The sequence below is a fragment of the Streptomyces sp. CWNU-52B genome, assembly GCF_047444975.1.
In the GTDB taxonomy this organism is placed as follows: domain Bacteria; phylum Actinomycetota; class Actinomycetes; order Streptomycetales; family Streptomycetaceae; genus Streptomyces.
The window spans coordinates 511085-537168 of sequence record NZ_JBLFJV010000005.1 but is presented as its reverse complement, the minus strand read 5'-3'; the positions used below and the strand labels follow the sequence as shown (position 1 = coordinate 537168).

General features: G+C 71.5%; 20 protein-coding genes and 1 riboswitch. Of the genes, 8 read left to right on the top strand and 12 right to left on the bottom strand.

All coding sequences use genetic code 11. The features are described 5' to 3' along the window. Positions 1 to 4 precede the first annotated feature (4 nt). A complete protein-coding gene (locus ACLVWQ_RS05230; RefSeq protein ID WP_414106956.1) occupies positions 5 to 2077 on the top strand; it encodes a flavin monoamine oxidase family protein in 2073 nt (690 codons plus the stop codon). Between the two features lie 112 nt (positions 2078 to 2189). Here ACLVWQ_RS05230 and ACLVWQ_RS05225 read toward each other — a convergent pair whose 3' ends face one another. The 10 genes from ACLVWQ_RS05225 to ACLVWQ_RS05180 all read right to left on the bottom strand — a co-directional run bounded on the left by ACLVWQ_RS05225 (position 2190) and on the right by ACLVWQ_RS05180 (position 14915). After that, a complete protein-coding gene (locus tag ACLVWQ_RS05225) occupies positions 2190 to 2765 on the bottom strand; it encodes a TetR family transcriptional regulator (RefSeq protein ID WP_414107402.1) in 576 nt (191 codons plus the stop codon). A 140-nt stretch (positions 2766 to 2905) separates the two neighbouring features. Further along, the gene (locus tag ACLVWQ_RS05220) at positions 2906 to 4420 is read right to left on the bottom strand and encodes an MFS transporter (RefSeq protein WP_414106955.1); all 1515 of its coding nucleotides are present in this window, start codon (positions 4418 to 4420) and stop codon (positions 2906 to 2908) included. Between the two features lie 89 nt (positions 4421 to 4509). Next, the gene (locus ACLVWQ_RS05215; RefSeq protein WP_414107401.1) at positions 4510 to 4971 is read right to left on the bottom strand and encodes a hypothetical protein; all 462 of its coding nucleotides are present in this window, start codon (positions 4969 to 4971) and stop codon (positions 4510 to 4512) included. 267 nt (positions 4972 to 5238) lie between these two features. Further along, entirely contained in the window at positions 5239 to 6405 is a 1167-nt protein-coding gene (locus tag ACLVWQ_RS05210) for a glycoside hydrolase family 64 protein (RefSeq protein ID WP_414107400.1), read from the bottom strand. 271 nt (positions 6406 to 6676) lie between these two features. Then, positions 6677 to 7717, bottom strand: a complete 1041-nt coding sequence (locus tag ACLVWQ_RS05205; RefSeq protein WP_414106954.1) for a hypothetical protein — start codon at positions 7715 to 7717, stop codon at positions 6677 to 6679. A gap of 107 nt (positions 7718 to 7824) precedes the next feature. Continuing rightward, complete coding sequence (locus tag ACLVWQ_RS05200; protein WP_414106953.1) at positions 7825 to 9111, bottom strand: TRAP transporter large permease subunit; 1287 nt, start codon at positions 9109 to 9111, stop codon at positions 7825 to 7827. 3 nt (positions 9112 to 9114) lie between these two features. After that, positions 9115 to 9762 carry a hypothetical protein gene (locus ACLVWQ_RS05195; protein WP_414106952.1) on the bottom strand — a complete coding sequence of 216 codons (648 nt, stop codon included), beginning with the start codon at positions 9760 to 9762 and terminating at the stop codon, positions 9115 to 9117. Further along, positions 9759 to 11903 (bottom strand): hydantoinase/oxoprolinase family protein, encoded by a 2145-nt coding sequence (locus ACLVWQ_RS05190; protein ID WP_414106951.1) that lies wholly within the window; start codon positions 11901 to 11903, stop codon positions 9759 to 9761. The genes ACLVWQ_RS05195 and ACLVWQ_RS05190 overlap by 4 nt, the downstream gene beginning before the upstream one ends. A 178-nt stretch (positions 11904 to 12081) precedes the next feature. Beyond that, entirely contained in the window at positions 12082 to 13692 is a 1611-nt protein-coding gene (locus tag ACLVWQ_RS05185) for an FAD-dependent oxidoreductase (RefSeq protein WP_414106950.1), read from the bottom strand. Positions 13693 to 13811: 119 nt separating this feature from the next. Continuing rightward, positions 13812 to 14915, bottom strand: coding sequence for a LacI family DNA-binding transcriptional regulator (locus tag ACLVWQ_RS05180; RefSeq protein WP_414106949.1), 1104 nt, complete (start codon positions 14913 to 14915; stop codon positions 13812 to 13814). A 312-nt stretch (positions 14916 to 15227) separates the two neighbouring features. Here ACLVWQ_RS05180 and ACLVWQ_RS05175 point away from each other — a divergent pair, with 312 nt between their 5' ends. Beyond that, positions 15228 to 16712 carry a glycoside hydrolase family 76 protein gene (locus tag ACLVWQ_RS05175; protein ID WP_414106948.1) on the top strand — a complete coding sequence of 495 codons (1485 nt, stop codon included), beginning with the start codon at positions 15228 to 15230 and terminating at the stop codon, positions 16710 to 16712. Positions 16713 to 16736: 24 nt separating this feature from the next. Here ACLVWQ_RS05175 and ACLVWQ_RS05170 read toward each other — a convergent pair whose 3' ends face one another. Then, positions 16737 to 17660: an SMP-30/gluconolactonase/LRE family protein gene (locus ACLVWQ_RS05170; protein ID WP_414106947.1), complete on the bottom strand. Its 924-nt coding sequence runs from the start codon at positions 17658 to 17660 to the stop codon at positions 16737 to 16739. Between the two features lie 125 nt (positions 17661 to 17785). Between ACLVWQ_RS05170 and ACLVWQ_RS05165 the strand changes: the two genes are divergently transcribed. Together ACLVWQ_RS05165 and ACLVWQ_RS05160 are read left to right on the top strand one after the other, a co-directional pair. Next, the gene (locus tag ACLVWQ_RS05165; protein WP_414106946.1) at positions 17786 to 18226 is read left to right on the top strand and encodes an Lrp/AsnC family transcriptional regulator; all 441 of its coding nucleotides are present in this window, start codon (positions 17786 to 17788) and stop codon (positions 18224 to 18226) included. A 149-nt stretch (positions 18227 to 18375) separates the two neighbouring features. Next, the gene (locus ACLVWQ_RS05160) at positions 18376 to 19914 is read left to right on the top strand and encodes a glycoside hydrolase family 43 protein (RefSeq protein WP_414106945.1); all 1539 of its coding nucleotides are present in this window, start codon (positions 18376 to 18378) and stop codon (positions 19912 to 19914) included. Positions 19915 to 19999: 85 nt separating this feature from the next. On the opposite strand, the gene ACLVWQ_RS05155 is transcribed toward ACLVWQ_RS05160, so the two are convergent. Further along, positions 20000 to 20446, bottom strand: coding sequence for a winged helix-turn-helix transcriptional regulator (locus tag ACLVWQ_RS05155; protein WP_414106944.1), 447 nt, complete (start codon positions 20444 to 20446; stop codon positions 20000 to 20002). Between the two features lie 165 nt (positions 20447 to 20611). On the opposite strand from ACLVWQ_RS05155, the gene ACLVWQ_RS05150 reads away from it, so the two are divergent. The 4 genes from ACLVWQ_RS05150 (at position 20612) to metE (ending at position 25935) form a co-directional block, all read left to right on the top strand. Continuing rightward, complete coding sequence (locus tag ACLVWQ_RS05150; RefSeq protein WP_414107399.1) at positions 20612 to 21454, top strand: alpha/beta fold hydrolase; 843 nt, start codon at positions 20612 to 20614, stop codon at positions 21452 to 21454. A gap of 200 nt (positions 21455 to 21654) precedes the next feature. Then, entirely contained in the window at positions 21655 to 22308 is a 654-nt protein-coding gene (locus ACLVWQ_RS05145) for a maleylpyruvate isomerase N-terminal domain-containing protein (protein ID WP_414106943.1), read from the top strand. A 44-nt stretch (positions 22309 to 22352) separates the two neighbouring features. Next, positions 22353 to 23132 (top strand): SDR family NAD(P)-dependent oxidoreductase, encoded by a 780-nt coding sequence (locus ACLVWQ_RS05140; protein ID WP_414106942.1) that lies wholly within the window; start codon positions 22353 to 22355, stop codon positions 23130 to 23132. Between the two features lie 75 nt (positions 23133 to 23207). Beyond that, positions 23208 to 23452, top strand: a riboswitch (cobalamin riboswitch). Positions 23453 to 23616: 164 nt separating this feature from the next. Next, entirely contained in the window at positions 23617 to 25935 is a 2319-nt protein-coding gene (gene metE / locus ACLVWQ_RS05135) for a 5-methyltetrahydropteroyltriglutamate--homocysteine S-methyltransferase (protein ID WP_414106941.1), read from the top strand. Positions 25936 to 26084 lie beyond the last annotated feature (149 nt).

The following is a 26084-nucleotide window of genomic DNA, read 5'->3' as shown; positions in this document are numbered from 1 at the left end:
CACGATGAGTACACACGACATGAGCACTCCGGACGCGGGCCTTCCGAGCAGGAAGAGCACGGACACATCGAGCGAACAGCACCTCACGCCGGAGGCCTCACACAACTCGCCCGCCGCACCTCCCGCGCCTCGGTCGCCCGGCGCGCGGCCCACCCGGCGCTTCGTGGTCACGGCGACCGGCACCACGGCACTCGCCGCCGGACTCACGGCCGCCACCGCCGCGCCCGCGACCGCGCTGCGCCCCGCCGTCGCGCCCGCCACGGCGCCGGCCGCGGTGCCGCCCGGCATCGACCCCGCGTCGTTCACCACGGTCGCCCGCGCCATCGTCGTCTACGACCAGCAGGACAAGTCGCTGGTCCCGTCCTACCTGAAGGCCATCGAGGACGGGCTGCCGCCGCGCCGGGCCAGGGCCACGAAGCGGGTCCTGATCGTCGGGGCCGGCCCCGCCGGGCTGCTCGCCGCCGACCTGCTCAAGCGCGCCGGCCACGACGTCGTCGTGATCGAGGCCAACGACAACCGCGTCGGCGGCCGCATCAAGACCTTCCGCAAGGGCGGCCACGAGAACGGGGAACAGCCCTTCGCCGACCCCAAGCAGTACGCCGAGGCCGGGGCGATGCGACTGCCCGAGAGCCACCCGCTCCTGATGGCGCTGATCAAGAAGTTCGACCTCCCGCGCCAGGAGTTCCTCCTGGTGGACGTGGACGTCGACGACCCGACGAAGCGGGCCAACCGCACCTGGATGCACATCAACGGCGTCCATATGCGCCGGGCGGACTACGAGAAGAACCCCGAGAAGATCAACGACACCTTCGGCATCACGGGCGCCAACCGTACGAGGACCGCCGCCGCCATCCTCGCGGACGCCCTCGAACCCGCCCACCAGCTCATCCGCGGCAAGGAGGGCACCGCCCTCGTCGAAGGATGGGTCAAGGTCCTCAAGCGGTACGGCCACTGGTCCATGTACCGGTATCTCACGGAGGCCGCCGGGTTCGACACCAGGACGATCGACCTCGTCGGGACCGTCCAGAACCTCACCTCACGACTGCATCTCTCCTTCCTGCACAGCTTCCTGGGCAGCGCCCTGATCGACCCGAAGACCAAGTTCTGGGAGCTCAAGGGCGGCACCGCGACACTCGTCGACGCGCTGTACGCGCCCGTGAAGAGCAAGGTGCGGCTCGACAGGCGTGCCGTACGCGTCGAGCGCGGCGACGGCAAGGTCAGGGTGCACACCGTCTCCGAGGAGAGCCAGACCGGGAAGGGCGGTGCCACGGAGGTCTTCGAGGGCGACGAGGTGATCGTCACCGTGCCCTTCTCCGGACTGCGCCACGTGGCCTTCGACCCTCCGCTGACCTACGGCAAGCGCAGGGCCATCACCGAACTGCACTACGACGCGGCGACCAAGGTGCTGCTGGAGTTCTCCCAGCGCTGGTGGGAGTTCACCGAGGAGCAGTGGAAGGACGCGCTGAACTCCATCGAGGACAACCTCTACGCCAAGTACCGGTCGGGCGGGGTCAAGGACGGCAGACACCTCGGCGCGCACCGGTCGGTGAAGGATCTGGGGGTGACCGTCCCGGGCGGGCTCAAGGAGTGCTTCAGCGCGTTCCGCCCCGCGGGGAACGACGACCCCGAGGCCGCTCATGTCCGCGGCGGCGGCTCCGTGAGCGACAACGCCAACCGCTTCATGTTCTTCGAGCACGCCCATCCGATGGAGGACAGCGCCGGCGGAGGCATCGTCCTCGCCTCCTACAGCTGGTCCGACGACGCCCTGAAGTGGGACGCGTACGCGGACGAGGAGCGGTATCTGCGCGCGCTCGCCGGTGTGCAGGCCGTCTTCGGCCGGCGCTGCGAGGTGTTCTTCACCACCAAGTGCAAGACCCAGTCGTGGATGCGTGACCACTACGCGTACGGCGAGGCCTCCGTGCTGTTCCCCGGCCAGCACGCGGAGCTGTTCCCCGACATCCCCACGTCGGAGGGGCCGCTGCACTTCGCGGGGTGCCACACGTCCATCAAGCCCGCCTGGATCGAGGGTGCCCTCGAATCCGCCGTCCGGACGGCGTTGAAGGTCCACACCGACTGACGCGGACCGTCATGAACTGACACGGACTCGCCCGGCCCGACGCGGTTCGCGGGGTCGACCGGCGTGCCACAGCCGGCCGGGGCCCTCTCCGCCCCGGCCCGTTGTCGCCGGTTCACGGCGTGAGGCAGGCCTGTACCGCGGGTGCGTAGCGTGTGACGACGTCGTCGAGCACCGCCGTGCGCAGCTCTCCGCCTCGCGCGATGCCGTACATCACGCCGAGGCCGAGCAGCATGCTCACGGCGAGTTCGGCGCGCAGCCCGGCGTCGGGGCCGTCGAGGCGCCGGGCGAGCCGCTCGCTCACCTGGGTACGGAAGTTGGTGCGGAGCGTGTCTCCGCGGCTGCCGTGCAACGGGGCGAAGACGATCCGCGCCAGCGGGTCGGCGCCCCGTTCGCTCTGGCTGACGAGTACGTGCCGGACCATGTGCCGCCCGAGGTCCGGCAGAGGCGCGTCCAGCAGGGCGGCGGCGTCCTCCTCGAAGGACATCACCCGGGCGAAGAGGGCTTCCTTGTTGCCGAAGTACTTCACGATCAGGGGCGGGCTGACCCCGGCCCGGTCGGCCACGGCCTTGAGGGTGATGTCCCCGTGGGCGTGTCGCGCGAGGAGGTGGCGGGCCGCGCGCAGGATCGCCGCCTTGGTGGCCTCGGCGTCCCGCCGCCCCGGGCCGCCGTCCGTCGCCGCCGCACCCATCGCGACCGCGGCCGCGCCCGCCTCCGTACTCACACCCGCGCCCGGTCTCGATCCCGATTCCACGGTGGCCGTGGCGGTCGGGGGCTCCTGTGTCGTGAGTGCTCCGTCAGGTCCGGTGGTGTCGGGGGACTTCGAGGACCTCATGACTCTCCTGCTCCCTCCAGCATCTTGTCCGCGGCCGCTCCACCGCGCCGCCCGCGGGTCAGCCGGCCGGCCCGCTCCGGCTCGCTGCCGCTCTTCGGTATCGCCATGGCCATCGCGCACCCGGCCAGTGCGACCGCCCCCGCCATGGCGAAGGCCAGCAGGTAACCCCGCAGGCTGGGCAGGAACAGTCCGCCGACCGGGCCGGCGTGATGCACCAGTATGGCGGCCACGGCAGCACTGCACACCGCCTGGCCGATGGTCCGCATCAGCACGTTGACGCCGCTCGCGGAGCCGGTCTGCGCGGCGGGTACGGCACCCAGGATCAGGGTCGGAAGCGCCGAGTAGGCCAGAGCCGTACCGGCCGACACGATCGCTCCGCCCAGGACGATCACCCACAGGTCGCGGCTGTCCACGATCCGCACGCCGTACCCGAACGCGATGACGACGGCTCCGAGCATGAGCGTCACCCGTGGGCCGCGGGCCGTCGAGATGCGGGCCGACACCGGTGAGAGGAACAGCATGGTCACGCCGCTGGGCAGCAGGCACAGCCCCGCGCCGACGATCGAGAGGCCGAGCCCGTACCCGGTGCCCTTGGGAGCCTGCACGAGCTGGGCCGTGACCAGGGAGTTGGCGTAGAAGGAGAATCCGACGAGCAGTGCGGTCAGATGCGGCAGCGCGACGCGTGGCTGAGCCGCCAGCCTGAGGTCGACCAGCGGTCGCTCGGCCCGCAGCTGCTGCCACCACCACAGGGCAAGGAAGAGCGCGAAGCCCGCGAACAGGGCGACGATCCGCGCACTGGTCCAGCCCCACTCACCTCCCTGCGAGACCGCGAGGAGCAGACAGATGAGCACGGTGGCCAGGCCGAGCGCCCCGAGCGTGTCGAACCGGCCGGGCTGCCGTACGGGCGACTCGTCCACCGCCCACCAGGCGAGCGCGATCCCCACCGCCCCCAGCCCCGCGGACACCCAGAACATGGTGTGCCAGTCCGCGTACTCGACGATGAACGCGGCGAGCGGCAGGCCGAGCGCCGCGCCGATACCGACCGTGGAACTCATCAGGGACACGGCGGAGGTGGTGCGCTCGGGCGGCAGTTCGTCGCGGAGGATGCTGATGGACAGGGGCACCACGGCCGCGGCGGCGCCCTGCAGCGCCCGCGCCGCGATGAGCACCCGGATGTCCGAGGTCAGCGCCGACAGCACCGAGCCGGCTGTCATCAGCCCGAGGGCGAGGAGCAGGACGCGCTTCTTGCCGTACATGTCCCCGGCGCGGCCCAGTACCGGAGTGAGCACCGCGCCCGAGAGGAGCGTCGCGGTGACGGTCCACGACACGGTGGCCGCGGAGGAGCCGGTCAGCCGTGGCAGGTCGGGGAGCAGCGGTACGACGGCGGTCTGCATGACCGCCATCAGGATGCCGCCGTACGCGAGGACCGGGACCGTCAGACGAGAGCGCAGCCTCTCCAAGGGGGTGGATCCCCCGGTGCGGGAGAACTCCCTGGGTGGCGGATCCTGCATGGGCACTTCCCTGAACACGAGGCACGACGAGGTGAATAACAATTCACCTTAAGTGATGAATGGCTATTCACCAACTGCCGCCCGGCCCCCTACGAGGTACTGGGGACGGGGCCCGTGGTGCGCGTGGCGTCCAGGTCCTGGAGGGTCCCGCCGACCTGCGTGCGCAGGCGCGCGAGTGTCTTCGGCTTCGCGCTGATGGCCCACTGCGGGCCGACGAGGTACGTGCCCCCGTAGACGGCGGCGCTGTCGAGCCAGGTCAGCTTGTACTTCTCCGCCGGGAAGGTCGTGATGAGGTAGTCGCCCTCCTCGGTGTCGCAGACGCCCTCACGCAGTTCGTCCGCGTCGGTTCGGATCGTCACCTTGCAGCCGGTCAGATCGGCGATCACCTCGACCTTGGCCGGTGCCACGACACCGGCGGAGGGGGCGGACATCGCGGAGCTCTCCGCCCGCCGGCCCGCCGCGGCGCCACCGCCCTCGTCCCCGCCGCAGGCCGTGGCCAGCGACAGCAGAGTGAGGCCGCCGGCCAGGGCGGCACCGCGCGCTCCACGCATCCGGCGGACCCGGCGCGTCCGCCGGGCGATGAGGGGGTGGCCGGTACGTCCTGGCTGTCGCTGCTGTGCCACGTGCCTCTCCGTGTCCGTCGTACGGGTCCCGCGTGTGCGGACCTGCGATCGACAAGGGATACGGCGGGGGCGCGTCGGCTGTTCATCCCGGGCGCGACGACGGCCCGGACGGACGGCCCGATGCGGGGACCGCCGTTCGTCCGGGCCGCCGCAGGCGTCCCTCCTACCGCCTCACCGCCGCACGGCTCCCGTCCCTCAGCTGAACGGGTCGAGCGTGATGTACGCCGTCGTCGGGTTGCTGTCGTTGACCAGCGACTCGTGGGCACCGACGTCGTCGAAGGCGAAGCCGTAGGCCTTGCCGTCGGCCATCTGCGCGTGGATCTTCTTGGCGTACTGGTTGGTCACGGAGTCCTGGTAGAAGCCCGCGTCACTGGAGTCGGGCTGGTTGGGGTTGGTGAGGAGCGTGGAGCGGTTGTACCCCGCGCACAGGGTGCGCGAGATCGGGCCGCGTACCAGGTCGTTCGGCGCGTCCAGGTACTTGTAGCAGCCGAAGACGCTGTCGGAGTCCGGCTTCTGGAACGAGGTGACGACCGCGCCGGAGCTGTTGGTGAAGTTCATGACGTTCCCGGAGACCCGGCCGAAGTACTTGGTGGCGGGCTGGTCCGCGAACGGCGTCACCGTCAGCGTGGAGGAGGCGTACTTGGTCCACACACGGTTGATGTAGTCGTTCAGGACGGTGCTCGGCAGGGCGCCGGCCTCGATGCCGTGGCCGGGTGCGAGGGCCCGCAGGACGGTGCCGTCGGACCGCGTCCTGATGAGACCGGCCCAGCCGCCGGACTGGTTCCTCAGCGAGTCGAAGAAGCCCGTGTAGCCGCCGGCCTTCAGGTGCCCGGTGGTCTTGACGGTACCGGCGGTGTTCTTGACGCCGACCGCGTACGGGGCCGAGAACATGTCGACCTGTGTGCTGTTGATCCACAGACCGGAGTCGTTGAGGGTGTACTCGGTCCAGTTGAAGAGGATGTTCGCGTTCGGGTCGCTCGGGTTCTGCACCGCGGGCTGCACGAGACCGCCGGTGGTCAGCTTGAACACGAGCTTCTGGCCGTAGGAGAAGTAGACCCGGCCGGAGAACTTCGGCATCCGGATCGTCTTGGTCTGGCCGGCCGCCGGCCCGGCGATGGACGCGTCGGGCGCGGGGGTCGGCGGGTTGCCGCCGGCGGGCCAGGCGTGGAAGGCGCCGCTCTCGTCGGCCCAGCCCTGCTGGCCGGTCGAGAGCAGGGTCCCGATGGTGTAGACGTAGATCTGGTCGCCACGCCCGGAGTTGTTCTTGATCTCGAGCGGGATGGTGGTGGGGACCGCGGCTTCGGCGTCGGCCACGGGACCCACTGTCGTGAGTCCTGTGGCGACGGCCGCCGCGGCGACCATGGCAACCAGTACTTTCCGTAGGGCTAGCACGCTCGTCCTCCTGCCAGGTGGGCATGCCACCGGAGTTGAGTTACGACGGACGGACGGTTGGGGGGCCGCACTCCGACAAGTGGAGGAAAAGAGAAAGCGGACCCTTCTGGTCCATGAGAGCGCTCTCAGAGTGCCCGCGTGAACAGAACACGTCAAGGTCTAGACCAACATCGCCTACGGGTGTGCGGTGGCGCACACAGTGGTGCGCCGCCGCCGGTGCCGTCCGCCGGTGCCGTCCGCGTCAGCCGCGGGCCACCGCGATGGCGCCCTTGAGGCGCTCCCCCGCCTCGTAGACCATGTACGGGACGCCGCCGTCCGTGCCGAACGACGGGGCGGCCGCGCGGCCGTTCTCCGGTGCGGTGTCCCGGGAGTTGTAGAAGACGCCGAGGTGGTTGCGCTTGCTGAAGTCGTTGCCCACCTCGGTGATCATCAGGTCGCCGCCGCTCTCCTTGTCCTTGTTGTAGACGACGTACGTCGTGTTGTTGCGGTACAGCAGGTGGGGCCCGCCGACGTTGACCGCGCCGACGTCGGCGTGCCGGATCAGCGGCGTCTGGGAGTAGGTCCAGGTGAGCCCGTTGGCCGACCAGCCCCAGTAGATGTCCCGGTGGTTGGAGGTGTTGTTCACCATGAAGACCATCACGAAGTGGGCGCCGTGGGAGGGCAGTTCGTGCGCGAAGACCCGGGCGTACGACGTCTCGGTCGTGCCGCTGGGCAGCATCGACGTGTTCAGGACGACCTTCTCGTAGGTGAAGTGGATGCCGTCCTTGGACTTGGCCACCCGCGTCGTGTTGTTCTCTCCGTGGAAGTACATCCACAGTTCCTTGGACGCCTCCATCCAGATCACGTGCGGCGACGCGACGTGGGAGACGGAGTAGTGGGGAGCCCAGTTGTTCGACACGATCGGGTTGTTCGGGTACTCCGTGAAGGGGCCCTCCAGGGAGTCCCCGTAGGCCAGGCAGATACCGCCGGGCGGGTCGTGCGGCCCGTAGTACAGGTAGTACCTGGCCAGCGGGTCGGCGATGCGTCCGGCCACGCCCCGGATGCACGGGAAGATGATCTCGTTCGTCGGGTGGTACTTCAGCTCGGACGCCACGAGCAGGGTGCGCACGTACCGGTAGTCGGGGAACCCGCCGGGAGCGGCGGCAGCGGCCGGGGCCGCAGCGGCACCTTCCGCGGTGAGGGGGGACGCGGCCGGCGCGGTGAGCCCGCCCACGGTCAGCGCGGCTCCGGTGGCGGCACCGGCTCGGAGGAACAGACGACGGCCGGGATGCGGCTCATTCATGGTCGACTCCAGTGAGAGAAGGGATGACACACAGAGACGGAAGGACGGAGGGGAGTTGAGGTGCCGAGGACCGGACCGGCGCAGAGGTGACCGCCGGTCGGAGACGGTCAGAGATAGGACGCGGCGGTGACGCACAGCCCGCCGAGGGCGACGGCCCACACGTACGGCAGCGTGCGCACCATGACCTGCTGCGGGGAGACACCGGCGTACTGGGCGGCCCACACGGTCTGCGTACTGGTGGGGTCGGCGACACCGAAGACCTGGTTGTACGAGGTGGCCATGCCGAGGACGACCGCGGCGGGGTAGATCCCGGTCGAGATGAGGACCCCGGCGATCCCCGCGCCGAGTCCGAACACGTTCAGCGGCCCGCGGTACAGGCACAGCGGCACCAGCAGGGTGAACACGGCCACGAACAGCACGGGGTTCTGCGGGCTGACGTCCTTCATGAGCGGTTCGAGCGCGTCGACGGCGCCGGGCAGTTTCACCGCGGCCAGCAGGATGCCGATGGCGATGAACAGGGCGATCGGCGGGGCGGCCACCTCGAATCCGCCGTACAGCGTGCGCAGGAGCCGCTTGTTCATGTCCCGGGGGCGGGTGGTGGTGACCAGCGCGAACAGGACGCCCGCCAACAGCGAGGGAATGATGGCCAGTTCGAAGCCCAGCGCGAGGATCAGCGGCACGGCCGGGGTGAGCAGCGCGTACCAGGGCGCGTCGCCGAGGCGCTGCCGGCGGCTCGGCGAACGGGGCTTGTCCTGGACGGACTTGAGGGACCAGGTGTGCTCCACACCCCGGCGGCGCGACTCGACGAACACGTACAGGAGGGCGGCCACCAGGGCGAAGGGGAACAGCTTCACCATGAAGTCGCGGACCTCCGACACCGGCAGTTCCAGGGCGGTGGAGAAGAACTGCCACAGGGGCAGTTCGAAGGGGATGCCCACGGCGATGCCCATGAGGATGGTGCCGGCGGCGGTCACCTTCGGGATGCCCACCGCGATCATGGCGGGGATCCCGATGAGGCCCGCGAGCATCGCGGCGGGAGCGGACCCGGTGACGGTGCCGACGAGCGCGGAGACCGCCAGCACGCCGAGCGCCACCACGACCGGGCGGTCACCGCCGAACTCGACGATCTTGCGTACGAGGGTGGCGGCGACGCCCGTCTCCTCGAGGAGCTTGCCGAGCCACGACCCCAGCACGATGGCGATCATGGTGGCGGCCAGCGCGGGCGCGCCCTCCTGGAGCACCGTGTCGAGGACGCTGTTCTTGCCGGTCAGCGGGGCGCCGGCGACGAAGGCGATGACGACGGCGAGGATGACGAGCGCGAACGCCGTGGGCAGCTTGCGGGTGAGCATGGCGGCGACACCCGCGGCCATGACGAGCAGGATGACGACACCCATGGCTCAGTTCTCTCTTCCGGGTGCGCCGACCGCGGCGGCGAGCGCGGCGGTCAGCAGGAGTGGGCTGCGGCCGAGTCCGCAGACGGTACGGGCGTAGGCGTGGGCGGCGATCTCCTCGGCCCCGGCGACATGGGCCAGGACGCGGAGGCGGCCGAGCCTCAGCGCGTGATGCCCGATCGCCTCCTTGAGGGCGGTCCTGGTCTCCTTGTGGTGGAAGTGCTCGTGCGCGGTCTCATGGGCGAGGGCCGCGGCACGCACGGATCCCACGGGATACCAGGAGCGCCAGCCGAGTTCGTCGATCAGCTTCTCCGCCCGGTCCACGGTGTCGACGCAGATCTCGACGGTGGGCGGGCGCGAGGTGTAGCGGGCGAGCAGCAGTTCGTCGAGCCCGTCGTCGCGTTCCACGATCCGGGCGCGGCACGGCCCTGGTGCGAGGGCCGCGCCGAACGCGTCGGCGGCACGGGCCCAGCGGAGCAGCAGCGCGGGGTCCCGTCCCTCGTGGGTGGGGGTGGCGGCGAGCAGCCGTACGGCGAGATCGAGGTCATCGGTCTCGGCGATGGCGGTGGCAGTTGCGGTAGCGGTGGCCGTGGTGGCCTGTTCGACGACGGACGCGCGGGCTCGCCGCGCGCCGGACGCGAGGGCGCCGGTCATGTCCGCACCTCCACCACGGCCACCACGGGCTCGTCGGCGCCGCGGTCCCGCATCTCGCTGCGGGCCAGGGCCAGCAGCGGCTGCGGTTCGAGGACCCCGGAGAGGTCGGCGATGCGGGACCCGAGGAGCAGCCGCAGCGCGGGGGCCCGGACGCCGCCGTCCCCGTACGAGGTCGCGTCGCGTACGAGGTGGGCGAGGAGTTCGGGGGCGGCCCCCACGGTGGTGGCGGCCACCTGTGCGTCGGCGGCGTGCAGGCGTACGACTCCGTCGGCGTCCACGACGCGCACGGGATGCCGTGCCGCCCGCAGCCGGCGCCGGACCTCGGTGCCGTAGACCGTGTGGGCGGAGGTGCCGGCGAGGACGCGGACCCGGTCGGGGTCGGTCTTGAGGCTGGCGGCCGCCGCGGCGAGGCGTTCGGTGTCGTCGGCGCTGTGCGAGCGGTCCTGGGTACGCAGTTCGGTGGCGCCGGTGGCGATGGCGCGGACGGTGCTGGTCTGCGGGTCGACGGTCACCTCGACCTCGACTCCGTCGGCGGCGGCGCCCTGGGCGACGACGGCCTGCTCGGCCTCGGCCCGCACGGCGAGGATCTGTTCCTGGGTGGCGCCGGGGATGATCCGCTCGATCTGCTCGCGGACCAGGGCCAGGGCCACGCCGATCGGGCTGATGACCTCGTTGTGCCGGGCGATCCGGCCCTCCATGCCCATGAGGGCCGCGAGGTGCGGGGTGACGGTGGCCGCTCCTCCCCCGCCGCCGACGAGGACCGCGGTGTCGGTGTCGAGGCGGTAGTCGCGCACGATCTTGTCCACCACCGACTTCACCTGCTCGGCGCCCGCGTCCAGGACACGGGCGGCGGCCGTGGGCACGTCCACGCCGAGAGCGGCGGCGAGCGGGGCGAGCGCTGCCTTCGCCACGTCCTGGTCGCAGTGGGCGAAGTCCCCTTCGGGGACCCGGCCGAGCGCGTTGGCGGCACACGTCATGGTGAGGGCGTACCGGCCGCCCGCCGCGTCCAGGACGGCGTAGTCGGCCGGGTCGTCGGGCATCGGACGCACCGTGGCCAGGGTCGCCCCGCTCAGTTCGGCCGGGTCGGCGAAGCAGGCGTAGGGCAGTCCTGCGATATGGGCGCTGCGCGGTCCGACGGCGGTGACGCGGGCCTGGCCGGGGCGGTCCAGGTCGACGCGGACCATCGAGCCGCCGCCGACGCCGACGGTGCGGACGTCGAGGGCGTTGAGGTACGAGCTCTTGCCGAGCATCGTGGCGTGCCGGACGGCGACCTTGCCGCGGCGCACGACGCTGATGTCGGTGGAGGTGCCGCCGGTCTCCAGGAAGACGCCCTCGCTGATCCGTTCCTGCATCAGGGCCCCGGCGACGCCGGCCGCCGGGCCGGACAGCACGGTCAGCAGCGGGCGCCGGCGCATCTCGTCGAGGGCCATGACGCCGCCGTCGCAGCGCATGACCATGAGCGGCGCGGTGATGCCCGCCTTGGTGATGGACGCGTCGACGAGGTCGGCGGTGGCCAGCATGCGCGGCAGGATGGCCGCGTTGACGACGGCGGTACGGGTCCGCTTGTGCAGTCCGTACAGCGAGGTGATCTCGTGGGCGGCCGTCACCGGGAGCCCGGCGGAGCGGGCGGCGGCCACGACGGACCGCTCGCCCTCGGGGCGGTCGACGGCGAACGGCTCGGTGGCGACGACGACGTCGGCACCGGCCGCCGTGACCTCCTCGATGGCGGCGCGGACGGCGTTCGCGTCGTCCGGGTGGGCTACATGGGCGTAGGCGAGCGGAAGCCGTTTGCCGGGGGCGAGTTCGAGCCGGCCGAGGGCGGTTAGCCGGCGGGTGAGCACGGCGCCGGGGCCGGTGCCGACGCCGATCAGGCCGACGGTGGCGACATCGCCCTCCAGCAGGGCGTTGGTCGCCTGGGTCGTGCCGTGTGCGAGGAACGCGACGTCGGCGGGGTCGCGGCCGACCTGCTGGAGCAGCCGGTCCAGCGCCTCGACGATGCCGTGGGCGACGCCGTCCTCGTGGTGGTGGCTGGTGGGGACCTTGACCTGTCCCAGCAGGCTCAGTGTCGTGGCGTCCACGGCGACGGCGTCGGTGAAGGTTCCGCCGACGTCGATGCCGACGCGAATTCTGTGAGTGGTCATGTCTGGGCACCTCCTTGTGCTGTGTCAGTCATGCGCGGGCGCCGGCCGGGCGGGGTCGGCTGAGCAGCCGGCCCGCCCGGCTCGGGCACGCGGTACGGCGACCGGGGGCCGCCGTGTGCACCGTGGTTCTGTGACCCTGCGGGGTCGGTGGCCTTGCGAGGCGGTGGCCCCTGCGGGGTCAGTAGCCCCGTACGTCCGGCCAGTGGCGCTGGATCCCGTCGCGGTCGAGGCCGCGCGCGAACTCCTCGAACCGCTTGTCCTCGGCCTGGACCTGGTGGGGTTCGACGTCCTCGGTCAGGCAGTGGGCGGCGAGAGCTCCCGCGACCTCGCCGATGTTCCACTCCACCGGGTGGAGCCGGTAGCAGCCGTTGGTGATGTGTGTGGTGCCGATGTTCTTGCCTGCGGGCAGCAGATTGCGGACCCGCCGTGGCAGGAGCGCGCCGAGCGGGATCTCGAACGGCACCGAGCCGATGTCGATGTAGTTGTCGCCGCCGGTCGAGGGGTGCAGGTCGATGCGGTAGTTGCCGACGCCGACGGAGTCGCGGTGCTTGGTGCCTCCGTAGGGCCCGACCAGGTCGATCGCCACGTCGTGCTCGGTGACGGTCGTGACGGCCTTGATCCGGCGCGACTCACGGACGTACGGCGCCTTGGCGAGGCCGTCCGGCGTGCCGGTCACGTCCGGGCGCGGGCGCAGGCCGGGGAACCCGGTGCCCCCGTCCTGGCGAGGCGCCTCGGTCTGCAGCCAGTACAGGACCGACAGGGACAACTGCCGTGCCCCGGCGACCGCTTCGGCCCCGGTCCGCGCTCCGGCCCCGACGAGCGGCTTCAACCAGTAGTCGTTGAGGGGCCAGTTGGCGAGGGTGATGTCGGAGTCGAAGGATCCGGGGCGATGCATCCTGCGCGCCAGGATCCGGCGGAAGCCCCACAGTTCCTTGTCACCGGCGTCGGCGCTCTGGTCCGCGCTCACGGCCAGCGGGTCGAGTTCCGGATTGGGTTCGAACGTCCGCGGTACGGACTCAAGGGACCGCGGGTCCGGCGCCTGGAAGCCCAGCAGCGGTCCGGGCCAGAAGTCGGGCCGGTACTTCCGCCAGAAGTCGTAGTCGGCGGGCCGGTCGATCGTGTGGTCCTCGCCCTCGTGGTGGGAGACCGCGAAGCACACGGTGATGCCCTGCTGGTTGAGCGGCTGGGCCTGGTCCGGGGCGTGCGGTTCGTCGTACTCGGACCGGGACTCGGCTCCGACCACGTGCTCCACGCCCGCGAGTTCGAGGAGTTCGCCGGTCTCGGTGGCGTCGATCACGTACCGGGCGGGGAGGGTGACCCGCTGCCCGTCGTGGCGGTGCTCCAGGGTCACGGAGCGTACGACATCGTTGTCGGCCTCGGCCGCGACGGGCCGGTGGTCGGTGAGGACGGTCAGCCGCCCGGAGGCCCGGTGGGGCGCGAGCATCGCCTCGATGACGGCCAGTGCCACGCGCGGCTCGTGGCAGAGCTTGCTCACGCGCCCGGCGCCCGGGTTGAGGTTCGTCAGAGCGAGCGCCTCGGACCGCAGCGGGTACCACTGCCGGTAGAACTGCCGTATGCCTTCGCGCAGTTGCCGGTACGAGGCGGTGGTGCCGAACTGCTCCACCCAGGGATGCTCGTCGGGTGGCACGGCCTGGGAGGTGAGCTGTCCGCCGAGCCAGTCGGTCTCCTCGGTGAGCACGACGCTGCGTCCGGCGCGGCAGGCCGCCAGCGCGGCGGCCACGCCGCCGAGTCCGCCGCCCACGATGAGGATGTCGGCTTTCGGTTTCACGCTTCTCCTTGCTGGTGGTTCCCGCTCACGGTTCTCGCTCGCGGTTCTTGCCGGTGGTTCTCGCTGTCGGTTGTCGCCGTCGGTCGTCACCGGTGGTGCCCGGCTGTGGTTCTCGTGGCTCAGCCGGACGTCCCGGGTGGGGCCCCGGTGGTCGCACCGGCCCGGAAGGCGCAGACCACCAGGGGCTCTTCGGCCTCCTCCCCCGCCACGAGCGAGGCCAGCATCCGGACCGCCGCCGCACCCAACTGGTGCCGGGGCACGTCGAACCCGGTGGGCTGCGGATCCGCGACGAGGTCGGGCGGGGGACTCCCCAGGAGTGCGAGGGAGACGTCGGCGGGGCAACTGAGGCCCGCTTCCCCGGCGGCCGCGCGCAGGGCGCGCCAGGCGGCCCCGGTGTCGGTCTCCTCCGCGACGAAGGCGGTGACACCCTCGGCGACCCAGCGGCGCAGCCGTTCGGGGGTGACCTCGCGCCGGGGGTCGGCGCTGCGGAGGACGGCGTCCGCCCCGCCGGGCAGTCCGGCTGCCGCCAGCCCTTCCAGGAAGCCCTGTTGACGGTCCGTGGAGGCCGGTGCGTCGTCGTCCTCACGGACCAGGACGATCTTGCGGTGGCCCAGCTCCGCCAGGTGCCGGACCACTTCGCTGCTGGCGCTCACGTAGTCGGCGCCGACCCAGGACAGACCTTCCAGCTCCTCACGGCGGCCGAGGTGCACCACCGGGAAGCCGTCCGCGACCATCCGCTTCAGCTCGGCGATCGGCACGTGCCGGCCCAGGAACAGACATCCGTCCGCGAGCCTGACCCGGTTCAACGCCTCGGGCCCGGCGGCTTTGGCACCGCCCGAGCTCGACCCGGTGAACAGCACCAGGTCGTAACCGCGCGCGGCGGCCTCTCGCTCCACCCCGACGAGGAAGGGGTAGTACGAGTGCTCCACGTCCGTCGGGAAGGTGGCCGTGAAGCTGTAGACCCCGAGCAGGTTGTTGCGCGCCGCCGCCAGCCGCTGTGCGGCCGGGTCCGGTACGTAGCCCAGGCTGCGGGCCGCGTCGAGCACCCGCTGCCGTGTCTCGTCCGAGATCGCCGACCCCTGCGCCTTGTCCGACAGCACGAGCGACACCGTGGCCTGGGACACTCCGGCCAGCCGGGCGACCTCCGCCTGCCGCGGCCGGGAGGTACGTCCGGTCGCCGCGGGGGTCCGCCCTCGCCTGGGTCGCTTGCTGGGCTGTTCCACCGTGCTCCTCACCCGGCCGCTCAGGGCCGACACCGTTTTATTAATGCGTATAAGTAATGCGCATAAGCAGAACTCTGGGGTGCCTCCACGGCGGCGGTCAAGGGGTGTGACACGACTTTCTCGGGCCGGCGCGGAAGCCGATCGGCCCCAGGCACGGGGCCTACGGCGCCGGCGCGTACGGCGACTCACGGTTGAACATTCATCTGGAGCATTGACCTGCCCTCCGGTTCCGGTTAGCGTCCACGCCGACCTGTCCAAGGATCAGCCCCTGTGCCCCCACCGCAGTGTTAGGCAAGCCTCGGAGGTTCTTCCATGCGCGTCAGACGATCGCCGCTCGCCGTACTCGCACTCGCCTTGACAACGATGTCGGCCCTCCTGCTCCAGGCCGCTCCGCCCTCCGCCGCCGCCCCTTCGCCCGCCGCCCCCTCGGCCGCCGCGGCGACGATCTGCAACACGTACTGCGACGCGCGCGATCCGGCGCTCAGCGGCCAGGACCGCAGACCCGTCACCGCCACGCTCTTCTCGCGCACGTTCGAGCTGCACTTCGACGACGCCGACGCCATGGGCTGGGCCTCCGTCGGCAACGGCAGCCCCGGGGACGAGGTGTGGCTGGACCGCTCGTTCGACGGCGGCCGTACCTGGTCCGCGAACAGCCGGCTCGGCGCCACGAAGATCCCGGCGGGCCGGACCGGCTGGCGGACCCTGATGTACAACGTCGACGACTGGGCCGGCCACGGTGTCGGCGCCCTGCGGGCCTGCGGCAAGGCCGCCGACCGTACCGACGTCGTCTGCACGCCGTGGGCCAGGTCCACCTGGAACGCCGGCGACCGGCGCACCGCGGCGGCCACCGCGCAGATGCAGTTCTACAACTACGGCACCGGCCTGTTCGACACCACCGGCTGGTGGAACTCCGCCAACGCGCTGCACGCCGTCATCGACAACATCAGGGTCACCGGCATGCAGAGCTACGCGTACGCCGTCGGCCGGACCTACGACCTGCAACTCGACTCCGCCGAAGGGCAGTTCCGCAACGACTACATCGACGACACCGGTTGGTGGGGCCTGACCTGGATCGCGGCCTACGACCTCACCGGCGACCCCCGCTATCTGGCGACGGCGCGGGCCGACGCGGACCACATGGCCGGCTACTGGGACAGCACCTGCGGGGGCGGGGTGTACTGGAGCACCGCGAAGACGGTGAAGAACGCCATCCCCAACTCCCTCTACATCGAGCTGAACGCGGCCCTGCACAACCGTATCCCGGGCGACACCACGTACCTCCAGCGCGCGAAGGCGGACTGGAGCTGGTTCCAGGGCACCGGCATGATCAACTCGGACGGTACGGTGAGCGACGGCCTCAGTCTGAGCACCTGCAAGGTCGGCGACAGCACGGTCTGGTCCTACAACCAGGGCCAACTCATCGGTGGACTCACCGAGTTGCACAAGGCCACGGGTGATTCCGCCGTGCTCGCCGCCGCCCGCCGGATCGCCGACGCCAACACCGTCTCCAGCAGGCTCAACACCTCGACCGGCATCCTCAGGGACCCCTGCGAGTCGGGTGACTGCGGCGCCGACGGCCCGTCCTTCAAGGGCGCGGACGTACGCGGCCTGGCGAAGCTCAACGCGGCCCTGTCCGACCGCCCCTACTCGGCCTATCTCACCAAGCAGGCCGCACAGGCCCACGCCGCCGACCGCAACGCCCTCGACCAGTACGGCCTGCGCTGGTACGGCCCCGTGGACAGGACGGACGCCGCTCGCCAGCACAGCGCCCTGGACCTGATGAACGCCGCGCCCTGAGCCAGGCAAGCGGTGCGCCCGGGATCAAAGGGCCGTCGGCGCCGCCGTGACCCCCATGACCAGCGAGTAGAGCGTGTCGTTGGCCGCGATGAAGAGGCGGTTGCGCCGCGGGCCGCCGAAGCGGATGTTGGCGACCGTGTTGGGGACCAGGAGGCGGCCGATGAGGGTGCCGTCCGGGGCGTAGCAGTGCACCCCGTCGTCCATGGCGGCGGCCCAGAGGTGGCCCTGGTCGTCGAAGCGGATGTTGTCGAAGCGGCCGTCGCTCCCCTCCGGGATCTCGGCGAAGACCTTGCCGTCGGAGAGGGTGCCGTCCGCCTGCACCCCGAAGACGCGGATCTGGCCGGCCCCGGTGTCGGAGACGTACAACTCGCTCTCGTCCGGCGAGAAGACGAGGCCGTTGGGCGCGCCGAAGCCCTCGGCGGCGAGCCGCACCTCACCGGTGGCCGGGTCGATCCGGTAGACGTTGTCGGCGCCGATCTCGCTCTCACCGCGGACGCCCTCGTAGTCGCTGGTGATCCCGAAGTCCGGGTCGGAGAACCAGATCGAACCGTCGGACTTCACGGCCGCGTCGTTCGGGCTGTTGAGCCGCTTGCCGCGGTAGCGGTCGGCGAGCACCGTGACCGAGCCGTCGTGCTCGGTGCGGGTGACCCGGCGGTTGCCCTGTTCGCAGCTGACCAGCCGGCCCTCGCGGTCCAGGGTGTTGCCGTTGGAGTGTCCCGCGGGCGAGCGGAACACCCCGACCGCACCGGTCTGCTCGTCCCAGCGCAGCATCCGGTCGTTCGGGATGTCGCTCCAGATCAGCTGCCGCCAGGCCGGCACGTACAACGGCCCCTCCGCCCAGCGCGAGCCCACGTGGAGTGTCTCCAGCTGCAGATCCCCAGCGGTGCACTTCTCCGTGCGGAACCTGTCGTCGAGTACTTCGTACAGCGCGGGGCGACCGGTGGCCATGTGTCCGTTCTCCTTCAGTCGTTCCGACTCATACGCCTCGAACAGTATCCCGACTGATCCCCTTTTCACAGGATGACATATGGTCACCGAAGAGATCTGTAGGGACTGGTTCGGAGGAGAGTGACGTGGACGATGTGGACCGGAAGCTGCTGAGCCTGCTGCAGGCGGACGCCACCCAGGCGTACGCCGCCCTGGGCAAGGCGGTCGGGCTCTCCGGGGGCGCCGCCCATGAACGGGTGCGCAAGCTGCGCGAGTCGGGGGTGATCCGCCGCACGACCGTCGAGGTGGACCCCGCCGCGGTCGGCAGCGGGGTGCTGGCCTTCGTCATGGTCGACTCGTCCGCCTGGATGGGCGACCGCGGCGCGCGTTTCGCCGCGATTCCCGAACTGCAGGAGGCTCACGTCATCGCGGGGGACGCTTCGGTCCTGGTCAAGGTCAGGGCCGGGTCGACCGAGCAACTCCAGGACGTGCTGCGCCGGTTGTACGAGATCGAGGGTGTGAGTGGCACCCGGGCGACGGTGGCTCTGGAGACGTTCTTCGAGAGGCCGGTGGCCACCCAGGTCTGAGATCCGGCCGTACGTCGGGAGGCGACGGCGGTAGCGTTCCCACGCGGCCCGGCCGCACGCCACTTCTCCCGAGCTCCTGCCGAGCTCCTCCCGAACCTCTACCGATGCTTCTGCCGGACTTGACTCCTCAGCACTCTCCAGGGGCGGCCATGGTGTTCTTCGACAATCCCGTCATACCGGGGTTCAGCCCGGACCCGAGCGTCTGCCGGGTCGGTGACGACTACTACCTGGCGACGTCCAGTTTCGAGTACGCGCCGGGCGTTCCCCTGTGGCACAGCCGCGATCTGGTGCACTGGCGACTGATCGGGCACGCCTTGGACCGGCCCTCTCAGCTGGCGCTGCCCGACACGGCCGCCGCCTCCACGGGGGTGTACGCGCCCACCCTGCGCCACCACGACGGCCTCTTCTGGCTGATCACGACCGTGGTCGCCGGAGCGGGCACCATCCTGGTGACCGCCGAGGATCCGGCAGGCCCCTGGTCGGATCCCGTGCCGGTCGGCGTTCCGGGCATCGACCCCGATCTGGCCTGGGAGGAGGACGGAACCTGCTGGTGCGTGTTCTCGGCGGACGGGATCCGCGGGGTCCGTATCGACCCGCAGTCCGGCCGGCCGCTGGGCGAGCCGGTTCCGATGTGGTCGGGCAGCGGACTGCAGTATCCCGAGGGCCCGCACCTGTACCGGATCGGCGGCTGGTGGTACCTGCTGCTGTCGGAGGGCGGCACGGAACGCGGCCACGCCCTGTCGGTGGCCAGGGCCCGTACGCTGCCCGGACCGTTCGCGCCGCATCCGGCCAACCCCGTGCTGTCCCACCGCAGTACCGGTCATCCGGTGCAGAACACCGGCCACGGCGACCTCGTACAGGCACAGGACGACACCTGGTGGATGGTGCTGCTGGGCACCAGGCCCCGGGGTGACACACCGATGTACCACGGCATGGGCCGGGAAACGTTCCTGGCAGCCGTACGGTGGGAGGAGGAGTGGCCGCTGCCCGGACCGCTGGACCTGCGCGCACCGGCTCCGGCGCTCGTGCCGCACCCCTGGCCGCCGGAGCCGCACCGGGACGACTTCGACTCCCCCGCGCTCGCACCGTGCTGGGTGTCGCCGCGACGGAGCGACCCGGAGGCCGTACGTCTCGACGAGCGGACGGGCCACCTGGTCCTGCACGCCCGCGCGGACAGTCTCGACACACCGGGCGCGCTCTTCGTCGGGCGCCGCCAGCGCGACCCCGACTGCGGCGCGCGCACGCTGGTCGACGTCGGCGAGGACGGCCGGGGCGGGCTCGCGGTGCGCATGGACGAGGCGCACCACTACGAGGTGGAGGTGGGCGACGGCACGGTCCGCGCGGTCGCCAGGATCGGCCCGCTGCGCCACGCCATTGCCGAACGAGCCCTGCCCGTCGGGCCGTTGACCCTGCGGATCGACGTCACGACCTCCGACGTCCTGCCGCCCACGGTCACCTCGCGCGACCCTGGGGCGCCTCCCCCGCCCGGTCTGCGCGGCGGGGGCCCCGACACCCTCCGTCTGGGGTACGAGAGGGACGGCGGCGGGTTCGAGATCCTCGCCGAACTCGACGGGCGCTATCTCACCACCGAGGTCGCGGGCGGTTTCACCGGCCGTGTGATCGGCATGTACGCCACGCGGGGCAGCGTGGCGTTCGACTGGTTCGAGCTGCGCCCGGCCCTCGCCTGACCAGCCGACCACTGCTTCCGCTCCCGCTCCCGCTCCCCGCCGCCGTTCGCGGCTCGCAGTTCGCGGCTCGTGGCTCGTGGCTGCGTCAGCCGGTGGCAGTGGGGGTGACAGCGGAGGTGGAGGCGGCAGCCCCGTCGTCCTCCTGGCTCCGCCGGTTGGCGTGGTCGATCTCGGCCATGTGCTCCTCGGCCCAGGCCCGGACCATGGCCAACGGCTCTTCCAGCGACAGGCCGAGCGGAGTGAGGCGGTAGTACACGCGGGGCGGCACCGTCGGTTCCACCCGGCGGCCGACCAGCCCGTCGCGGACCATCGCCTGAAGCGTGACCGACAGCATCTTCTGCGAGACACCGGCCATCCTGCGCTGCAGTTCCGCGAAGCGGACCTCGTCCGGGGACGCCTCCGCCAGCACCTTGACGGCCATCGACATCCACTTCGTGCCGATCCGGTCGAGCAGACGCCGGGTCGGGCACAGCGGGTCGAAGAGGTCCCCACGGCGTCCGCGGGGCGGAGGTCCATCGGGCGAGGCGGTCACCTCGGGCTCACCACCTGTGTCGAAAGTGCGGTCTTGGTGCCCCCACCGTACTTACCTATCGTTCTGTTGTCACCATTGGTAACAGCCCCGGAGGACCTTGTGCCGACCGCACCGAGCAGTACGCCCCGCACACCCGACCGTGCGGCCGGACGTCCCCGGCCCGCCGTGGAGCTGCGGCAGGTCACGGCCAACGGTGTCGGCCTCAATGTGGCCCTGGCCGGAGAGGGCCCGGCCGTGCTGCTGCTCCACGGCTTCCCGCACACGTGGGAGCTGTGGACCGACGTGATGGACGGGCTGGCCGATCGCTACCGGGTGATCGCACCGGACCTCCGGGGACTCGGCGCGAGCGCGCGAACGGCGGGCGGCTACGACGCGGGCACCCTCGCGGCCGACGCCGAAGCCCTCCTCGACGCCCTCGGGGTGAGTTCCGCCGCCGTGGTCGGCATCGACGCGGGTACTCCGCCGGCCTTCCTGCTCGCCATGCGCCGCCCCGACCTCGTACGGCGGCTCGTGGTCATGGAGTCGCTCCTCGGCGGGCTGCCGGGCGCCGAGGAGTTCCTCGCCCACGGGGCACCCTGGTGGTTCGGCTTCCACGCGGAACCGGGTCTCGCGGAGTCCGTACTCACCGGACACGAAGCCGAGTACATCGACTGGTTCCTCGCCGCCGGCACCCTCGGGCAGGGCGTGGCGCCCGCCGTCCGGGACGCCTTCGTCGACGCGTACACCGGCACCGAGGCCCTGCGCTGTGCCTTCTCCTACTACCGCGCGATGCCGTCGAGCGCCCGGCAGATCCAGGAGGCCGTCCGTACGGCCCGGCTGACCGTGCCCACCCTGGCCGTCGGCGCCCGGCCGGTGGGCGGAACGCTCGCACAGCAGCTGCGGCCCGTGGCCGATCAGCTCGTCGGCCACGTCATCGAGGACTGCGGGCACATCATCCCGCTGCACCGCCCCGCCCGACTGCTCGGCCTGCTGGAGCCGTTCCTCGCGGAAGCCGCCATGACCGAATAGGCCCGGACAGGAGCGGACAGGACCGGTAAGAGAACATCAACTACCGGACGCCGACGTGCCCACCTCCATCCGCAGCGCCGACGTCCCGTCGTCCACGGGTCCGTCGCGGACCGGGACGCGGTCCGCCACAGCCGGCTCGGCGCGGCACGGCGGTACGAATACGCTTGCCCGCCGTCGCCGTCCCGCATTACCGTGCCGCGGTGGATCTCTTCTCGCATGCTTGGACGGCCTTGCGCACGGCGGTCGCCGACGTCCCGGACGAGGACTTCGAGCGGCCGTCCGGCTGCGCCGGATGGCTCGTACGGGACCTGGTCTGTCATCTGGTCATCGACGCCCAGGACGTCCTGATCACCCTGGTCACGCCCGCCGACACGGAACCGACGGTGGACCAGGTCACCTACTGGCAGCTCGTCGAACCCCCGACCGGGGAGGATCCCCTCGACGCGCTGATCCCCCGGCTGGCCGCCGCGTACGGGGAGCCCCGCTGGCTCAAGTTCCACTTCGACGACGTGGGCTCCGCCGCGGGCCGCGCCGCCGTCCTCGCCGATCCCACCGCCCGTGTCGGCACCCGCGACGAGGTGCTGACCGTCGGCGACTACCTCGCCGTGTACGTACTCGAATGGACGCTGCACCACCTCGACCTCGTCGCGCAGCTGCCCTCGGCAGCCGGGCCGCCCGCCGAGACCCTCGCGGCGGCCCGTGCGGCGCTGGAGAGGATCGCCGGGACCCCGTTCCCCGCCTCGTTCTCCGACAGGGACGCGCTGCTGGTCGGCACCGGGCGACGGACGCCTACCGGCACGGAAGCGGCCGCGCTGGGCGAGTTCGCCGCGCGGCTCCCACTCGTCCTGGGCTGACCCGTCGCGTACGTGCTCCCGGGTACCGCCGTTAGGGTGCCGCCATGGACTCGCAGCACTACCTCTCAGAACTGTTCTCCCTGGAAGGCCGGGTCGCCCTGGTCACCGGTGGCAGCTCCGGTATCGGCCGTGCCATCTCCGAGGCCCTGGCCCGCGCCGGGGCCCGCGTGGTGATCGTGGCGCGCAAGGAGGCCGAACTGACAGCGACGGTCGAGGAGTTGAGCGAACTCGGCGGCCGTGCGGCCTGGGTCAGCGCGGACCTGAGCACCCGTCCGGGCGTGCACGAGGCCGCCGAGCGGGCAGCCGGGATCTTCGGAGAGCCCGACATCCTCGTCAACTGCGCCGGGATCAACCTGCGGCCGCCGATGAGCGAGCTGAGCGAAGAGGTCTGGGACAGCGTCATGGCCCTGAACCTGGACGCGCCCTTCCTGCTGGGCCGCCGGTTCGGCCCCGCGATGGCGGAGCGGGGCTTCGGACGGATCATCCACATCAGCTCGCAACAGGCCCACCGCGCCTTCGTCCAGAGCGGCGCGTACGGCGTCTCCAAGGGAGGGCTGGAGTCACTGGCCCGTTCGCAGGCGGAGGCCTGGTCGCCGCACGGTGTCACCGTCAACACACTGGTCCCGGGCTTCGTGATGACCCCGCTGAACCAGCGCCTGTCGTCGGACCCCGAGAAGGTGGCGGCCCTGGCGGCGCGCACGCTGACCGGGCGCAACGGGCTGGCCGAGGACTTCGCGGGCGCGGCGGTCTTCCTGGCGAGCGGCGCGTCGGCGTACGTCACCGGGCAGGCGATCCACGTCGACGGCGGCTTCTCGGTCCACTGAGCGCCGGCCGCGCCGCGTACCGGACCCACCCGGGCTCACGCCCGCCCGGCGGACGGGCAGGGGGCGACAGGCCCTAGACTGGCCGGCGCAGCTGGTTCGCCCCGTCCGCCAGGCGGGATGCGTCGTAAGAGGGAACCCGGTGGGAATCCGGGACTGCCCCGCAGCGGTGAGTGGGAACGACCGCCGTCACACGCACTGGGCCCGGCCGGGCCTGGGAAGCGACGGCCAGTAGGTGTCTCCCGCGGATTTCCGTGTTCGGAACTCCGCGCAGGGGGACGTGCTCGCGAGTCCGAAGACCTGCCAACTGCCCGTGTACGAACCATTCGTGCGCGGACATCCCGGTGACCTCGTGGGCGGGTCGGCGTACAGGTTCGGCGGTCGGCCGCGGTGTCTCACGCGGGTTCGTCCCCGTCGGACTCGTCACCCTTCGCGCTCGCGTCCCGTCGCCGGGATCTCAGGGATTCGTCTCGCGAAGGAGATCTCCGTGACAGCCAAGCCCGCAGCCGCGGCAGCACGGGCCACCGTGTACGGCTACCCCCGTCAGGGACAGCACCGGGAACTGAAGAAGGCCATCGAGGGCTACTGGAAGGGCCGCGTCGACGCCGACGCCCTCCGGGCCACCGCCAACGGCCTGCGCCGCACGAACTGGCGGCAGCTGGCCGAGGCCGGCATCCACGAGGTGCCCACCGGCGACTTCTCGTACTACGACCACGTCCTGGACACCTGCGTCATGGTCGGCGCGATCCCCGAGCGGCACCGCGCCGCCGTCGAGGCCGACGCGCTGGACGGCTACTTCGCCATGGCGCGCGGCACCCAGGAGGTGGCGCCGCTGGAGATGACCAAGTGGTTCGACACCAACTACCACTACCTGGTGCCGGAGTTGGGCCCGGACACCGTCTTCACGGCCGACTCCGCCAAGCAGGTAGCCGAGTTGCGGGAGGCCCTCGCGCTCGGCCTGGCCGCCCGGCCCGTCCTCGTCGGACCGGTCACGTACCTCCTGCTCGCCAAGCCCGCGCCCGGGGTGGCCGCCGACTTCGACCCGCTGACCCTCCTCGACCGGCTGCTGCCCGTGTACGCCGAGATCCTCGCCGATCTGCGTGCCGCGGGCGCCGGTTGGGTCCAGCTCGACGAACCCGCCCTGGTCCAGGACCGCACACCCGCCGAGCTCGACGCCGCCACGCTCGCCTACCGCGGCCTCGGCGCCCTGACCGACCGTCCGAAGCTGCTGGTCGCCTCGTACTTCGACCGGCTCGGCGACGCCCTGCCCGTACTGGCCAAGGCACCCGTCGAGGGACTGGCGCTGGACTTCACCGAGGCGGCCGCCGCCAACCTGGACGCGCTCGCCGCCGTGGGCGGGCTGCCCGGCAAGCGTCTGGTCGCCGGTGTCGTCAACGGCCGCAACATCTGGGTCAACGACCTGGAGAAGTCTCTCGCCACACTCGGTACCCTCCTCGGTCTCGCCGACCGGGTCGACGTGGCCGCCTCCTGCTCCCTGCTCCACGTCCCCCTGGACGCCAGCGCCGAACGTGACGTCGAGCCGCAGATCCTGCGCTGGCTGGCCTTCGCCCGTCAGAAGACCGCCGAGATCGTGACCCTCGCCAGGGGGCTCACCGGCGGCACCGACACGATCGCCGCCCAACTGGCCGCCAACCGGGCCGACCTGGCCTCGCGCGCCGACTCGGCGATCACCCGCGACCCCGCCGTACGGGCCAGGACCGGCGCCGTCACGAACGCCGACACCCGCCGTTCCCAGCCGTACGCCGAGCGGGCCGCGGCCCAGCGCGCCCACCTCGGTCTGCCGCTGCTGCCGACGACCACCATCGGCTCGTTCCCGCAGACCACCGAGTTGCGCACCGCACGGGCCGACCTGCGCGCCGGGCGGCTCGACAGCGCCGGGTACGAGGAGCGCATCAGGGACGAGATCGGCAAGGTGATCTCCTTCCAGGAGGAGACCGGTCTGGACGTGCTCGTGCACGGTGAGCCCGAACGCAACGACATGGTCCAGTACTTCGCCGAGCAACTCACCGGATACCTCGCCACGCGGCACGGCTGGGTCCAGTCCTACGGCACCCGGTACGTCCGCCCGCCGGTCCTGGCCGGCGACGTCTCCCGCCCCGCGCCGATGACGGTGCGCTGGACGGCGTACGCCCAGTCGCTCACCTCGAAGCCGGTCAAGGGCATGCTCACCGGCCCGGTCACCATGCTCGCCTGGTCCTTCGTCCGCGACGACCAGCCGCTCGGTGACACCGCGCGCCAGGTCGCCCTCGCGCTGCGCGACGAGGTGAACGACCTGGAGGCGGCCGGGACTTCGGTCATCCAGGTGGACGAACCGGCGCTGCGCGAGACACTGCCGTTGCGCGCCGCCGACCGCCCGGCCTATCTGGCGTGGGCCACGGAGGCGTTCCGCCTCAGCACCGCCGGCGTACGTCCGGACACACAGGTCCACACGCACATGTGCTACGCCGAATTCGGCGACATCGTCCAGGCCATCGACGACCTCGACGCCGACGTCATCAGCCTGGAGGCGGCCCGCTCGCACATGCAGGTCGCCCGCGAACTGGCCGAGCACGGCTATCCGCGGGAGGCCGGGCCCGGCGTGTACGACATCCACTCGCCGCGCGTACCGGGCGCGGACGAGGCCGCGGCCCTGCTGCGCAAGGGACTTGCGGCCATCCCCGCCGAACGCCTGTGGGTCAACCCCGACTGCGGCCTGAAGACCCGCGCCTGGCCCGAGACCCGGGCGTCCCTGCGGAACCTGGTCGCCGCGGCCCGAACGGTCCGCACGGAACTGACCGCGCCCTGATCCGAACGGCGGGCCGGGAGGCGGGCCGAGCCCCGCCTCCCGGCCCGCCGGCCACCCGCCGCCCGCCGAGCAAGGGAATTCGCGGATAACGGCCCCAACTGCCCCTGGCTGCCTCTATGTTCACAGCGGCACGTTGTCGCACAGCCCCA

Excerpts from the sequence above, each read along its gene's own strand:
- ACLVWQ_RS05230 (WP_414106956.1), top strand. The coding sequence starts at position 5 with ATGAGTACACACGACATGAGCACTCCGGACGCGGGCCTTCCGAGCAGG.
- ACLVWQ_RS05190 (WP_414106951.1), bottom strand. The coding sequence starts at position 11,903 with ATGACCACTCACAGAATTCGCGTCGGCATCGACGTCGGCGGAACCTTC.
- ACLVWQ_RS05205 (WP_414106954.1), bottom strand. The coding sequence starts at position 7,717 with ATGAATGAGCCGCATCCCGGCCGTCGTCTGTTCCTCCGAGCCGGTGCC.
- ACLVWQ_RS05225 (WP_414107402.1), bottom strand. The coding sequence starts at position 2,765 with ATGGGTGCGGCGGCGACGGACGGCGGCCCGGGGCGGCGGGACGCCGAG.
- ACLVWQ_RS05175 (WP_414106948.1), top strand. The coding sequence starts at position 15,228 with ATGCGCGTCAGACGATCGCCGCTCGCCGTACTCGCACTCGCCTTGACA.
- ACLVWQ_RS05170 (WP_414106947.1), bottom strand. The coding sequence starts at position 17,660 with ATGGCCACCGGTCGCCCCGCGCTGTACGAAGTACTCGACGACAGGTTC.
- ACLVWQ_RS05215 (WP_414107401.1), bottom strand. The coding sequence starts at position 4,971 with ATGCGTGGAGCGCGCGGTGCCGCCCTGGCCGGCGGCCTCACTCTGCTG.
- ACLVWQ_RS05140 (WP_414106942.1), top strand. The coding sequence starts at position 22,353 with ATGGACTCGCAGCACTACCTCTCAGAACTGTTCTCCCTGGAAGGCCGG.
- ACLVWQ_RS05210 (WP_414107400.1), bottom strand. The coding sequence starts at position 6,405 with ATGGTCGCCGCGGCGGCCGTCGCCACAGGACTCACGACAGTGGGTCCC.
- ACLVWQ_RS05200 (WP_414106953.1), bottom strand. The coding sequence starts at position 9,111 with ATGGGTGTCGTCATCCTGCTCGTCATGGCCGCGGGTGTCGCCGCCATG.
- ACLVWQ_RS05160 (WP_414106945.1), top strand. The coding sequence starts at position 18,376 with ATGGTGTTCTTCGACAATCCCGTCATACCGGGGTTCAGCCCGGACCCG.
- ACLVWQ_RS05195 (WP_414106952.1), bottom strand. The coding sequence starts at position 9,762 with ATGACCGGCGCCCTCGCGTCCGGCGCGCGGCGAGCCCGCGCGTCCGTC.
- ACLVWQ_RS05220 (WP_414106955.1), bottom strand. The coding sequence starts at position 4,420 with ATGCAGGATCCGCCACCCAGGGAGTTCTCCCGCACCGGGGGATCCACC.